The organism is Chitinophaga sp. RCC_12 (assembly GCF_041360695.1).
In the GTDB taxonomy this organism is placed as follows: domain Bacteria; phylum Bacteroidota; class Bacteroidia; order Chitinophagales; family Chitinophagaceae; genus Chitinophaga.
On sequence record NZ_JBFUPS010000002.1, the window covers coordinates 516,031 to 529,797 of the forward strand.

The window sequence follows — 13,767 nt, forward strand, 5'->3', positions numbered from 1 at the left end:
TTTTAGCATCTTATTATACAACGCAAAGATTGTAAGTAAAGAGCTCCTGGCACATGATGGTGCTAATTAGCTCAAACTTCACGATCTTTGCGTTTTGTTTTTCTGTGGTAATGGACCCCAGAGTATTAAAAATTGAGAACTAGTGGAAAAAGCAAACTTTGTAGATTATATCCGTGTATTTTGTAAATCCGGGAAAGGTGGCGCAGGCAGTATGCACTTTATGCGTACCAAGTTTAATGCGCAGGCCGGCCCTGATGGCGGCGATGGCGGCAGAGGCGGACATGTTATTTTAAGAGGCAATTCACAGCTGTGGACCCTCCTGCACCTCCGCTGGCATAAAAACCTGCTCGCAGAAGACGGCGAAAACGGTAGCGGCGACAACTGTACCGGCCGTTTCGGTAAAGATATTATCATCGAAGTTCCACTGGGTACCCAGGCTAAAGACGAAGAAACCGGCCAGGTAGAAGCCGAAATCCTTCACGACGGACAGGAAGTGATCTGGATTCCCGGCGGACAAGGCGGTAAAGGTAACGCCTACTTTAAATCTGCCACCAACCAAACACCAGAATATGCTCAACCCGGTATGCCCGGCAGGGAAGGCTGGAAAGTAGTGGAACTAAAAGTTTTGGCAGATGTTGGACTGGTAGGTTTCCCCAATGCCGGCAAATCCACCCTCCTGTCTACTATCACCGCAGCTAAACCTAAAGTGGCCGACTACGCCTTTACTACGTTAACCCCACAACTCGGAATGGTGGAATACCGCGACAATAAGTCGTTTTGTATCGCCGACCTCCCCGGTATCATCGAAGGCGCCCATGAAGGAAAAGGATTAGGCCACCGTTTTTTACGACATATTGAAAGAAACGCCGTATTATTATTCCTTATTCCAGCTGATAGTGCAGACCACCGCAAAGATTTTGAAGTATTGGTAAATGAACTGGAACAATATAATCCCGAATTACTGGATAAACAGTTTCTGCTGGCCATCAGTAAAAGCGATATGCTGGATGATGAGCTGAAAACCGCTATATCAGCGGAGCTGCCGGAAGATGTTCCACATGTATTTATTTCCTCTGTTACAAACCAGGGCCTCAGTGAATTAAAAGATATCTTGTGGGAAGCCCTTAACAGGAAAGTAGATACTACCGACGCTGTAGACGCAGAATAACTGTTCCTTCCGTAAAAGGGGACTATGCCTGACGTCAATGTTCGTACAGTATCCCGTATGCCATGAAGATATTTTTTCTCCCCGCAATCGCATTGCTGTTGCTGCCTGCCTGCCATCGAACCGTAACATCCGTAAAGGAAAAACCGGTGCAGATCGATACCATGCAGCTGATAGCCATGCCTGCACCAACAGCGAAAGTTGCCTCCAACGAAGTATACGTAGTGTGCCGCGACTCTACTACGTATATCCGTTTCGGTGACTGCTATTTCTCCCTCGACTGGATCATACCGGATACACAACTCAACGACTTTGAACTGCATCCGGATACCCTCTACTTTCGGCTGGCACACCTCCGTACCATCGAGGGCCAGATGCTGGCCGTTACCACCGGCGAATCAAACAGGATAAAAGTATCACAGTGCTACGAAACCAGCGCCGTTATTGAGCAGGAACCACTGCTCCTGTGGAAACATTACCGCTCTCCCTGGGAAACACTGTTCCCCGAAGCCAGCAACTTCTTCATCTGCAGAACATATACCGCTGCCGAAAAACGCCGGTTCCCACCAGCTACCCTCCACGCTTTACAGCAACATGTAAAACAGCATTATTCCCCTGCCGCATATTCACGCGTTGCCCAAATGAATAACTTCCCGGAACCACCGCTGCAAATTGAAATCAGCCGGTACTATATACGGCTGGATGGTTGCTACAAACAAACAACCAACAGGATCAATAAACTACTCATCATTGATGTAAACTTTAATGGATAATACACATGAATTAACCAGCAATGCAAAAGCATCGCCGGTTATTCATTGGCTGTAATTTCACCATAAGGGTACTCTTACTCCAACTATTGAAAAGGCTGAAACAACATGGCAGTGCACAAACAATTCCTGTAATTTTTGCTTGCCAGGATAGGATAGTTTACACAACTTTTACAGCCCTCCCAAAAAAGAGGGTCCTGCGTAATTTCATGATAGGTAACCGGCTCGAAACCCAACCGGGTATTTAGTTTCATGACAGGTAACCCCGTAGTGATACTGAATATTTTTGACGCTGGATAAAGCAGCCGGCTTAACTCAAATATTTTCTGCTTGATGGCCTGCGCCACTTTCAATCCACGGAATGCCGGCGCTACAATTAAACCGCTGTTGGATACAAACCTGTTCTCTTCCCAGGATTGTATATAGGAAAACCCGGCCCATATGCCCTTCGCCGTAAAAGCAATAACGGCCTTCCCTTCCAGGATCTTTTCCTTTATCGTAAGGGGATTTCTTTTCGCAATCCCGGTACCTCTTGCCTTCGCAGAGGCTTCCATTTCTGCCACAATAGGCAGCGCAAAATCAACGTCCATAGCCGTAGCTAACCGAACGACAATTTCCTCATCTGTTTCCATTACCAGTAAGTTGATATTGTATGTAAAGTGGATAAATTGAATCCGGTATCAGTGAATACATCCGGATCCGGCTCACGGCATCTGCCAGGGGAACCCGGCAAAGTACCGGTAAAAAAATACGGGTAATCGCTTCTTTCACAACCGTATTACCCCGTTCGTATAACCGGCCGGCCAGCTGCAAACACTTGCCTGCTGCCGAAAAATTCTGCGCCCTCAGCTGCTTATCGGTATACTTCGTAAAGCAGCCCATGGTTTCGTTAATATGATGTACGGCAGGAAACTGGTGCAGTTCTTCTTTTAGTGCAGGTATCGTGTCCTCTATGCAAGCTGGCACTTCAAACTGATTAATCATGGTAACATCATTTTGCAGGTATATGCCAAATGCTATTCCATATTCTGTGTAGGAATGTTAAAACTTAGCGGGAGCAAGGGCTTGCAAAGGAAACGTTAAAAGCGGGAGATAAAAACGGCGTAAAAAACCTTCCGTTTCTGAAGGGTGTTTTCAAAAATGGAAAACCGAAAGGATGATCCTTTTTATGCTACCTGCGCAGGAACCGTTTTGGATACGGCCGGAGCCACTGCTTTCTTTTTCTTCTTGCGGGTTCTGTTCAGCCACATAAGGGTGCCGGTGGTAGGGAAGATAGCGCCCAGGAGTGCGAGGATTAAAGCAAATATTTTAGAAGGCGTGCCAAAGATGGCGCCGGTGTGCAACGGTTTTATTGTTCCCCGGATCTGCTGCCCGAGGTTCCTTTGCGCAAATGTTTGCGACGACAATATTGTTCCATTAAACTGATCCAGGTAGTAAGTGGTAGTGGCAGCTTCGTGCAGCGCATCCGCCGGAAGCAGGCTTACCATAAAGGCCGCGGAGCTGTCTTTCGGCGCAGTAAACGAATAAAACAGCGCATCGGGAACGGCATGTTTGGCTACTGCCAATGCAGTTTCATAAGATATACTTTTACCATTCGCCTCCACTGCCGGGGCCGACAACGGTGCTGCCGAAGGCTTGGGCGAGGTTCCCAGTGAAGCATACAATGCCTTGTTAAACCATTCAAACGACCAGGTTAAGCCCGTGAAAACGGATACAAAAAGGAAGATGGAAGTGTAAAAACCCAGCACAATGTGTAAATCATTGTTCACCCTTTTCCAGTTACCATCCCACTTGATTTTGATCCGCTGCTTGAAAATATTGCGCGTTTTTGGCCACCAGAGAATGATGCCCGTAACCAGGATAAACAAAAATATAAGAGTGCTGATACCGGTAATCAGTTTACCTACAGCGCCCGCCAGCAGCCAGCGGTGCAGGGAAAATACCTGGTAGTAAAATGTTTGCTGATAGCTGTATAGTTCAATGACGTTGCCGGTATAGGGATTTACAAACGCAGTACGTCCTTTTTCTTTCTTGGGGCCGGCGCCTTCTTTTTCACCGGCCTTAGCGGCCCCTTCTTTCTTTCCTACCTTACCTGTCCGCTCCCCGGCCTCTTTTGGTCCGCCCTTTTTACTTTCCTCCAGCTGCACCTGCAACGTCCGCGTGGGGTCCGCAAACACCTGTATCCTTGCAATACCTGCACCCGGAACGGCCTGTTTTACCAACGCCGCTACCTCGTCCAGCGGTAAACGTGCTCCTCCCGGCTCCACAAAATAACGGTCGCGGTTAAACGCTTCCGTCAGCTCCTTCTCAAATACCAATAAGGCACCTGTTAAACAGCTGATAGTGATCACCAGGCCGGCAGTAAGGCCCAGGTATAAGTGAATGCGCCGGAAGAATACTTTCATGTCAGAGTCGATCGTACCTGCAAAGAAAATCCACGTGCGGGGTATTATGGTATCGGAACCGGAATATTATTTACGCAATACAGAATTTCTTCAGTATTTCTATAAAATAAAATTGCCATATGTGTTATACACATACGGCAATTCCCTGTATTGAAAATATATTACATCAACCCTCCCAGCATTCCGCCGGCAGCGTTTTTCATTTCTGCTTCCCAGGAATTCTCTGCATCTTTCAGTGCACGGTTCAAAGCAGCCAGCAACAGGTCTTCCATTTCCTCCTTATGCTCCGGTGCGAAAAGACGCTCCGCAATATCAATACTTTTCACCTGGCGGTTACCATCCACGGTTACTTTTACAGCGCCATCGCCGGCCTCGCCGGATAAAGTTACGGTAGCCAGACGCTCTTTGCCTTCCTGCATTTTCTGCTTGATCTGCGTCAGCTTTCCAAATAAATCACCAAACATGTTTCTTGTGTTTTTAAGAAGAGCAAATATAGCAGATTTTTAACGGTGGCAATCCCCTCTGCTAAATCCGCACTATTCCGTATCTTACCAGCACGTAATCGTATCATTAATAATGGAAACAAAAGTTTGTATCATAGGCGCAGGGCCCGGTGGAGCCACCGCAGCACTGCAACTCGCCCAGCTTGGCATTGAATGTATCGTAGTAGATAAAGCCGTTTTTCCACGGGATAAAGTATGTGGAGACGGACTAAGCGGAAAAGTGCTCACCCTCCTGGAACGTATCGACAAAGGCATCGGACAACGCCTCCAGGAAGCAATGTTTAAAGCAGACAGCTGGGGCGTTACCTTCGTAGCACCCAACCGCATCGGGATGGATATTCCCTACCGCCTCGGATACCAGGAAGATAAGAGCAACCCAAGGGGTTTCGTTTGCAAACGTATCGACTTCGATAACTTCCTCGTTGATGAAATAAAACGCCGCCCGGAAATCCAATTATTCGAAGGCAAAAGCATCGATAAATATGAGCTCAAACCAGACGGTTACCACCTCTCCAGTAAAGACGGCTCCTTCAAAGTAAAAGCCGACGTGGTAATAGTAGCCAACGGCGCCCACTCCGGCTTCACCCGCGATGTGGCAGGTATTAAAATGGAACCCAAACATTATGTAGCCGGTATCCGCGCCTATTATAAAGGCATCACCGGGCTGCATAAAGACAACTTCATTGAACTGCACTTCCTGAAAAATATGCTCCCGGGCTACATCTGGATATTCCCCCTCCCTAATGGCGAAGCCAACGTAGGCGTGGGAATGCTCAGCAACTCCGCCCGCAACAAGAAAGTAAACCTGAAACAGCTAATGCTGGATACCATCGCTACCGACCCGGTAATGAAGGAACGCTTCAAAAACGCGGAACTCACCGGCAGCATCGACGGATACGGCCTGCCCCTCGGCAGCAAAAAAAGAAAACTGCATGGCGAACGTTACATGCTGGTGGGCGACGCAGGATTCCTGATCGACCCGTTCACCGGGGAAGGCATCGGCAACGCCCTGTACTCCGGCAGGATAGCCGCCCAGCAAGCCGCTGCAGCCATCGCCGCCAACGACTATTCCGATACCTTCTTCAACGCATACGACGAAGCGGTATACCGCATCCTCGGACCGGAATTCCAGGTGAGCACCAAATTGCAGAAACTCATCAAATACCCATGGCTGTTTAATATGCTGATGAAAATGGGCTCCCGCAATAAACAGCTGAAAGACCTGATGTCCTGCATGTTCCATGAGGTAGACCTTCGAAAGAAACTGGGCCAGCCCATGTTCTACGTAAAATTGTTATTTAACAGATAAAAGCACCACTCCGTCGTGAAATTTTTAGGCCAATTATCCGTCATCCTCCTTTTCTCATTCAACATGAGCGCACAGGTACCTTCCAATCCGGAACATACGCCAGCAGCCACCCTGCTAACAAAGGACATCGCCAATAAACTGGTGGAACTGCCCCTGAAATGCCTGGACCTGGAATTCCCTTACAAAACAGGGATCGTATTCACCGACAGCTCACTGCTGACAGCGCCCAAAAATTATCACCCCGCTTTCTATGGCTGCTTCGACTGGCATAGCAGCGTACACGGACACTGGATGCTGGTGCGCCTGCTCAAGTCCTACCCCGACCTGGCCAAAGCCCCCGTCATCAGAAGTAAACTGGCAGCGCATCTATCTTCAGAAAATATAAAAATTGAACAGCAACTGTTCAGCAGCGCAGAAAATAAAAGCTTTGAACGCATCTATGGCTGGAGCTGGCTCCTGCAACTGCAAAACGAACTGCTCACCTGGAACGACCCATTGGGAAAAACCATGAGCCAGCACCTGCAGCCACTGGCCTCCCAGTTCTCCACCGCCTATATCCAGTTCCTCGATAAAATCATGTACCCGATCCGCGTAGGAGAACATACCAACCTCGCCTTCGGATTATGCCTGGCCTGGGACTATGCCGTTACCGCGAAAGACGAACCCCTGCAAAAAGCCATACACAATGCAGCTATGCGCTTCTACGCCGCCGATAAAAACGCCCCCATACAATGGGAACCCGGTGGCTACGACTTCCTCTCCCCCTCTCTCGAAGAGGCCGACCTGATGCGCAGGGTGATGCCGCAGGCAGACTACCGCAAATGGCTATACGCATTTTTACCTGGTCTTTTTGAAAACAAGATAAGTATCCTGCAGGTGGCACAGGTAAAAGACAGAACAGACGGGAAACTCGTTCACCTCGATGGATTAAACCTGAGCCGCACCTGGTGCCTGGAAGCCATCGCGGAACACGGGGGCAAAAACCAGCAGGCCATTCAGCAACTGGCCCATGCACACATGGAAGCAGGACTGAAACAAGTATTCAGCGGCAGCTACGCCGGCGAACACTGGCTCGCATCTTTTGCAGTTTATATGTTAACTATCGGAAAACAACCGTAAATTCATCAACAAAAATTTTTATTCCCCTATACCCGGCCGCCCATAAAGGGGTATCAATCAATATCACTATACTATGCACGTCATAAATTCCCGTGCCTGGAAGTTAGTATTATCCCTGCTGCTGATACTAACCCCCACCATTGCACCCGCCCAAAAAGTAAATACCAGCCCCGCTCCGGCATGGCTCGTCCCCTTTACGCCCGATCTCTCCAAAAAACCCAACGCCAAAAATATCAGCGATGGCTATTACCTCCTGCTGCTGGAAGAGCAAAGACATACAGAACTGAAAAGCAATTACCAACACTTCATCCGGCAAATTATCTCGGAAGCAGGCATCCAGAATGGCTCGGAAATTTCAGTGGAATATGACCCACAATATGAAAAGCTTACATTCCATAAAATAGTGATCCATCGCGATGGAAAAGAAATCAACCGCCTGCCCGGCGCAGCATTCAAATTGCTTCAGAAAGAAAAAGACCTGTCGCGGTTCATCTACAGCGGTACCTATACCGCTTACCTGATCCTCGAAGACGTGCGGAAAGGTGACCAGATCGAATACGCCTATTCCATTAACGGCGATAACCCCATCTTCAACGGGAAATTGGATAGCCGCATCTATTTCGTTGCCTACGAACCCATTGTCAATTACTATAAAAACCTGATCGTTAGCCCTCAAAGGCAGATCCACTTTAAACGGTATAACAATGCAGCCGCACCCCTTCAAAAATCATGGAACGGCCTCACCGTATACGAATGGAATAAAGTAGATATCAGGGAAACGGATAACACCAACTTTGTTCCTTCCTGGTATAATCCTTTTACCTATGTACAGGTAAGTGAATACCCCTCCTGGAAAGAAGTAGCGCAATGGGGCATGAAGGTCAATCAAAAGCCGGCACCAGGTCCGTTGCTGACCGCCAAAATCGCCGCTTTTAAAAAGTCGGCCAATGGCGACTCCGCTGCCTATCTCCTGCAGGCACTACGCTTTGTTCAGGACGATATCCGGTATATGGGCATCGAAATGGGAGAATACTCCCATCGCCCCAATAACCCCGACAGGGTGCTGGCACAACGCTTCGGGGATTGTAAAGACAAAGCCCTGCTGCTTTGTACCATGCTGCGCGCCAATAATATTGCAGCCGACATGGCCTATGTTAATACGGACCTGAGAGGAACCGTCAGCGAATCGCTCCCTTCTCCCAACGCCTTCAACCATGTTATTGTACATGCAGTACTGAACGGTAAAACATACTGGCTGGATGGCACCATGTCGTACCAACGCGGAGGCCTCGTTGATTTATGCGAACCAGACTACGGGAAGGCACTGGTAGTAACCGATACCACCACGCAACTCACGCCCATCGTACCCGCTACCCGTGGCAAAATTGCCGTCCGCGAAGTTTTTACACTGCCGGACGATGAAAATAAAGATGGTAAACTGGACGTAGTAACTACCTACCAACGCGATGATGCAGACGCACAACGCGCTGAACTGGCTGGCACCAGTATGAAGGACAAAGAAAAATCCTATCTCTCTTTTTATAAGAAGTTATATGGAGAAGTGGAGATCAGGGACTCCATTACCACCCGCGACAGCCTAGCCGGTAATACGATATATGTGAATGAAAGCTACCTGGTACACAACATCTGGGAAAGAGACAGCAGCACCAATAAACTGAAATTCACGGCCAACGCGCAATCCTTTTATGACGTGCTTTCCTATATCTCCGACGATAAACGTAAAGTACCGGTGAGCATCCGCTATCCATACGACTTCGATTATCAAATCATCCTGCACACACCGGTGAAGTGGTCGCTGGATCAAACACCGCTGCACCTGAAGAATGATTACTACTCGTTCGATTATACGGCCAGCATCAAAGGGCAGCAGGTCCTGTTATCCTATCATTTCAAAACCTTCAGCGATCATATCCCCGTAAAGTTTATACCGCAATATGTAGAAGACCTGAAGAAGATGAATGAAATAACTTCTATGGATCTCACCTGGAACCCCGGCACTGCTGCTGCGCGTCATCCGGAAGGGAAAGGAAACTGGCTGGCTATCGTACTGGCAGTTTTGTCTGCCGCTGCATTTGCCGCCCTCGCATTTGTTTTTTATAAGCATTCTGTTACACCCGCCGGGGAAGCACCGGAATCGCAGCCAATCGGCGGCGGACTGGTACTACTGGCCATCGGGTTATTGTTTACGCCAATGGGTGAAATCACCGGGATCTGCAAAATGGATGTATTTGATTACTCCTACTGGATCAGTATTTCCGACCGGCAGGACCTGGGAAATATCACCCTGGTACAGCTTTTCCTCATCATGGAAATAATGATCAATGTATTTATGCTGGCATACAGTATCCTGCTGGCCGTGTTGTTTTTTCACCGTCGTGATACCTTTCCTTTTGCGCTGGCAACTTTCTATTTCATTGCTACTATTTCTATTTATGCAGATAATTCCCTGAATCACTATTTCTTCAAAACAGAAAAACCGCAGGATATCTTCAGCGTTAATTCCATCCTCTGGCCATTGGTGCGCATGGCAGTATGGGTACCTTACCTGCTCATTTCACAAAGGGCTAAAAACACTTTTACTGTACCATACCGGCCACCACAGGGCTAAATATTATTTACATACTTCCTCACCGTGAGGAGGTTTACAATATATACCAGTCCTAATACCAGCGCAATACCTGCAAATACAGGTACTCCCGGCCAGGTGCTCACCTGCATCTCATGCTGCGCCAGTTCACCTGCCGCCCAGTATTGCAGCCCCGTTACCAGCAGCAGCGACAAAATTCCGATTACAATATACAGGGGCACAAACTGCCGCAGCAGGTACCGCTGTAATTGTTTGGGAGCAGTACCCAGTATCACCAGCAATTGAATTTCCCGCTTGCAGGATGCAATCACCAGTTGTATAAACATGCTGAAAACCAGCAAGGCAAAAAACAATAAGATCAGTCCAAAAAAGCCAACCACAGATACGATCGTTTGTACAATCAACCTTGTTTTGCTGAACTTCAGTTTATCCTGGTTGGTAGTATAGCCATTGTCCTGTAAAAACTTTACCAGCTCCGGGTTAGACGGGTCCGGCGTTTTAATGATCACGCGGGAAGTGCCCGCAGCGGTGGTTATTCCATACTTTTCATTGGCCCAGGACATAAAAGACGCCGGTACAAGGAAAGAAGAGATCCGGTCGGAGAAGCCAACGATATGCCCCATATACTGATCGGATACCTGGTTGTTGGAAATATTTACCTGCAACGGCAACGCTTTTACGGTTTCCTGTGAAATCTGCGGCAGGTCCTGGCTCAGGGAAAAACCAAAGTTGTAAAGGTTCAGGAAGTCGTTAGGCAAAATAATAGGAATGGTTCGGTCGCCCTCACTCCATTTCCAGTCCTGCCCTTTCACATCCAGGAAGCTATCCGGTACCGCTTCAAAAAACATATCAGTAGCAAAGTGCAGGTCGCCCGGCGCCTGAACCACTACCTTATACTGGCTGGAAGTTACTAACCCAAACGACTGCACGAATGGTTGCTTTCTTATATTGGCAATTTCTTCCCGGGTAAAAATACTTTTAGACGACTGCCCCATCATGGCGTTGGTGATGGTTTTATTGATCACGAGGAAGTCGGCGGTTTCATTCTGGTTCTTGCTGCTGTACAGCAGCTGGCTGAAGTTGGAATGCGCCTGGATAGCGATGAGGATCAGCAGCATCGCAATGCCCAAACCAACTGCCGCCATCAGGAACCGGGTTTTCCCCACACCGGTTTGAATAATTTTCTTCAGTAATTCAAAAAATGGACGCATGAAATAACATTAAAGATGATAATGCACATCATAAGGGAAGTGCTGGTCATTATCCAGGTCTGTTAAAATGAACCCGGCATTGCGGGCTTTACATTCATCGGCAATCAGTGCGGCGGCGCGCTGTGTGTTGTCTTCATCCAGGTGGCTGAAGGGTTCATCCATCAGGAGCCATTGGAAAGGCTGTACCAGCGCCCTGATAATGGCAATACGCTGCCTTTCGCCATACGAAAGGGTTTTACCGCTTTGCTCCAGCACGTGCGACACATTGAGCCGGGCGGCCATTTCATCAATCTTTTCCGCAGGATAATAAGGCTTGAGCTCCATTACCCGCTTCAGCGAAATGTTTTCCCTGGCACTGAGCTGCTCAAAAAGGCGAAGATCCTGGAATACAATACTGATATCCTTTTGCCGCATAACGGCTATTTCGTTCTTATTATATGCCTGCCATGGCCGACCATTCACCTGCACTTTTCCCGTATAGTCGTACCGGATATGATAGAGGTAATGGATCAGGGTAGTTTTGCCGGTGCCGGAAGGCGCCTTGATTTTCACAAAACTGCCTGGCTGGAAAGTTACGTCCTGGTTCCAGATGTCCGACGACCGTTGCCGGAGCTTATCCTGCAATGGTATGGGCATGAGCTGATTGAGCTGAATCTGCATAGTGGCATTTACTGTTAACAGTAGCGAATATAAATGATATATTTTACGCAAAAGAAAAGGGCGCAACGGATATCCGGCGCCCTTTTCCTGGTCAGGTTATAAATTACTGTACAACGGCAGTATCAACCGGTGCAGCAAATATGCTGTCTTCATACGCTTTATCCTTGGCTTTTCTCGCCTGCATCACTTTTGCAGCTTCAGTGCCCAGGTTGATCAGCTGTACCAGGCTGTTCTGATCCTTATTTTTAAAGGTCAGCACCGCTTCTCCATGCTGTACATCGCCGCCATCAGCCTTGCTTACAAAGGTTACGTCTTTCAGCAGTTCCTTTGCTTTCTTGGCTACTGGTTTCTCGTCATCTTCCATTTTATCTTCAGGAATTACGCTGGCTATTTTTTCAATGTCTACATAACCACCCAGCATGCTGCCTTTTACTTTTCCTTCGATACCATCAGGGAATTTGATGTGGCCTTTACCACCCAGGTATTCCTGCAGCAGCACGCTGTCGGAGCCCAGTGTCACAAATTTCTCGTTGATGGACATGGCTGGCATGGTAGCCGCTGCCATTGGATTTACCACTGTATAATGATCTCCTTCCTTGGTGAATACTTCTTTCAGCATCGGGGAAGTCATAATTTTATTGAAGGCATCCTTGTTACCAACTTTCAGGCTGAAGATCCATTTAGCGTCTGGTTTCTCAGTGAATTCGCCGGGGAAATAAGGAGATTCTTTTTTGGTGATAGCGAAGTCAGAAGCCACATAGGTCAACTGGCCTTCAAATGCGTTCAGCACGTCGTCCATAGACAAGCCGGATTTACCCATCATCAGGTTCACCATACCGTCCATACCGGTTGCTTTCACGATATCTCCGATCATGCGGAAATCAAAGGCATAAGAAATGAAACCGGTGATGTTCTGGGAAGGATACTTCTTCAGCATATCCATATCGATCTCTTTCTTACCATATTTTTTATAGATAGCCGCCATTTCTTTACCCATGTAAGAGTGACCGTTGAAAACGATTTTACCGTTTTCAAAGTTAACCGTACCGGTATAGAAAGAACCTTCCATCAGTTTCTTTACGTTGGCAGGGATCATGGTAAACTGACCGCTGTTGTAAATAGCTTCCGGGTTTACAAAGATACCGGCGTCGGCATCTTCTTTCAGTAACTTAGCGAAAGGCTCAATGGAACCGGCTGTTTCATCTTTTTTCAGGTGAAAGAGATGATCCACTTCTGCTACCCAGGTTTTTATCTGCGCATCGTCTTCTGTTGTCACCAGGGCAGCAGGAATGGCTACTGCGGTGTCTATTATTGCTGTTGCAGAGTCTATTATGGGATCTCCATAATCGGGAGATGAAGAACCGCCCGGGTTATACTTTTCCAGGTTGCTTGGATCTACTGCACTGATATAAATAACGGCAGATTTGTTCCAGCCGATTACGGCATGTTGCTTTTCTTCCCAGATATATTTAAAATCATTTTGTGTTTTCAGGGAGAAATTTGCGATGTTCTTTTTGAGATAGGCCTCAAATTTGTCGGCATCTTTCAGGCTGGCGGTAAGGCTGATGTAAGATTTATGCTCTGCCGGCTGGCCCTGGAACACAAAAGAGGCAAAGAAGTGGCTTTGCATGTCGATACCGGAGTTTTCGGCATCTTTCCAGGCCTTCATCACTTCATTGGAGGTGTCTTTACTTTGGGTAGCTTCAAACAGTTTATCCATGGTAATACCATTCGTCACCAGCTTGGTGGTCAGTTGTTTGGCATTCAGGTCCACTACCACGCCGGCTGTTTTCGGGATGTACCGGCTCTCATCAGGGGCTTTAGAGCAGGAAGACAGCATAACCGCTGTCGTCGCAGCGGCTAACAAAACTTTGGAAATTGATTTTTTCATAAAAGCGTTAAAAATTAAGAAAATTATTCGGAGCAACACTATATCGAACATGACATTCCCACTATCGTGGTATTTCATTCGTGCAAAAGTACGTATATTTTTGTAGCGCATATGTCTCATTTTTCC

General features: G+C 47.6%; 12 protein-coding genes. 5 read left to right on the forward strand and 7 right to left on the reverse strand.

Features of this window, described 5'->3' with window-relative positions:
- Positions 1-142: 142 nt before the first annotated feature.
- Both obgE and AB6805_RS07370 read left to right on the forward strand, forming a co-directional pair.
- Positions 143-1,168, forward strand: coding sequence for a GTPase ObgE (obgE, locus tag AB6805_RS07365; protein ID WP_370908792.1), 1,026 nt, complete (start codon positions 143-145; stop codon positions 1,166-1,168).
- 62 nt (positions 1,169-1,230) lie between these two features.
- Positions 1,231-1,938, forward strand: coding sequence for a hypothetical protein (locus AB6805_RS07370; RefSeq protein ID WP_370908793.1), 708 nt, complete (start codon positions 1,231-1,233; stop codon positions 1,936-1,938).
- A gap of 83 nt (positions 1,939-2,021) precedes the next feature.
- On the opposite strand, the gene AB6805_RS07375 is transcribed toward AB6805_RS07370, so the two are convergent.
- The 4 genes from AB6805_RS07375 to AB6805_RS07390 all read right to left on the reverse strand — a co-directional run bounded on the left by AB6805_RS07375 (position 2,022) and on the right by AB6805_RS07390 (position 4,804).
- Complete coding sequence (locus AB6805_RS07375) at positions 2,022-2,567, reverse strand: N-acetyltransferase (protein ID WP_370908794.1); 546 nt, start codon at positions 2,565-2,567, stop codon at positions 2,022-2,024.
- Complete coding sequence (locus AB6805_RS07380) at positions 2,554-2,919, reverse strand: hypothetical protein (protein ID WP_370908795.1); 366 nt, start codon at positions 2,917-2,919, stop codon at positions 2,554-2,556. Before AB6805_RS07380 ends, AB6805_RS07375 begins: the two co-directional genes overlap by 14 nt.
- A 182-nt stretch (positions 2,920-3,101) precedes the next feature.
- Positions 3,102-4,340: a PepSY-associated TM helix domain-containing protein gene (locus tag AB6805_RS07385; protein ID WP_370908796.1), complete on the reverse strand. Its 1,239-nt coding sequence runs from the start codon at positions 4,338-4,340 to the stop codon at positions 3,102-3,104.
- A gap of 161 nt (positions 4,341-4,501) precedes the next feature.
- Positions 4,502-4,804, reverse strand: a complete 303-nt coding sequence (locus AB6805_RS07390) for a YbaB/EbfC family nucleoid-associated protein (RefSeq protein WP_370908797.1) — start codon at positions 4,802-4,804, stop codon at positions 4,502-4,504.
- 112 nt (positions 4,805-4,916) lie between these two features.
- On the opposite strand from AB6805_RS07390, the gene AB6805_RS07395 reads away from it, so the two are divergent.
- From AB6805_RS07395 to AB6805_RS07405, 3 genes are all read left to right on the forward strand, one after another.
- On the forward strand, positions 4,917-6,152 hold the full coding sequence (locus tag AB6805_RS07395; protein ID WP_370908798.1) for an NAD(P)/FAD-dependent oxidoreductase: 1,236 nt from the start codon (positions 4,917-4,919) through the stop codon (positions 6,150-6,152).
- A 63-nt stretch (positions 6,153-6,215) separates the two neighbouring features.
- The gene (locus AB6805_RS07400; protein WP_370908799.1) at positions 6,216-7,271 is read left to right on the forward strand and encodes a DUF2891 domain-containing protein; all 1,056 of its coding nucleotides are present in this window, start codon (positions 6,216-6,218) and stop codon (positions 7,269-7,271) included.
- Positions 7,272-7,344: 73 nt separating this feature from the next.
- A complete protein-coding gene (locus AB6805_RS07405) occupies positions 7,345-9,900 on the forward strand; it encodes a DUF3857 domain-containing protein (protein ID WP_370908800.1) in 2,556 nt (851 codons plus the stop codon).
- Here AB6805_RS07405 and AB6805_RS07410 read toward each other — a convergent pair.
- The 3 genes from AB6805_RS07410 to AB6805_RS07420 all read right to left on the reverse strand — a co-directional run bounded on the left by AB6805_RS07410 (position 9,897) and on the right by AB6805_RS07420 (position 13,641).
- Positions 9,897-11,090, reverse strand: a complete 1,194-nt coding sequence (locus tag AB6805_RS07410) for an FtsX-like permease family protein (protein ID WP_370908801.1) — start codon at positions 11,088-11,090, stop codon at positions 9,897-9,899. The genes AB6805_RS07405 and AB6805_RS07410 overlap by 4 nt on opposite strands.
- A 9-nt stretch (positions 11,091-11,099) precedes the next feature.
- Positions 11,100-11,750, reverse strand: a complete 651-nt coding sequence (locus AB6805_RS07415; protein ID WP_370908802.1) for an ATP-binding cassette domain-containing protein — start codon at positions 11,748-11,750, stop codon at positions 11,100-11,102.
- 103 nt (positions 11,751-11,853) lie between these two features.
- Complete coding sequence (locus AB6805_RS07420; RefSeq protein WP_370908803.1) at positions 11,854-13,641, reverse strand: DUF4836 family protein; 1,788 nt, start codon at positions 13,639-13,641, stop codon at positions 11,854-11,856.
- Between the last annotated feature and the right edge of the window lie 126 nt (positions 13,642-13,767).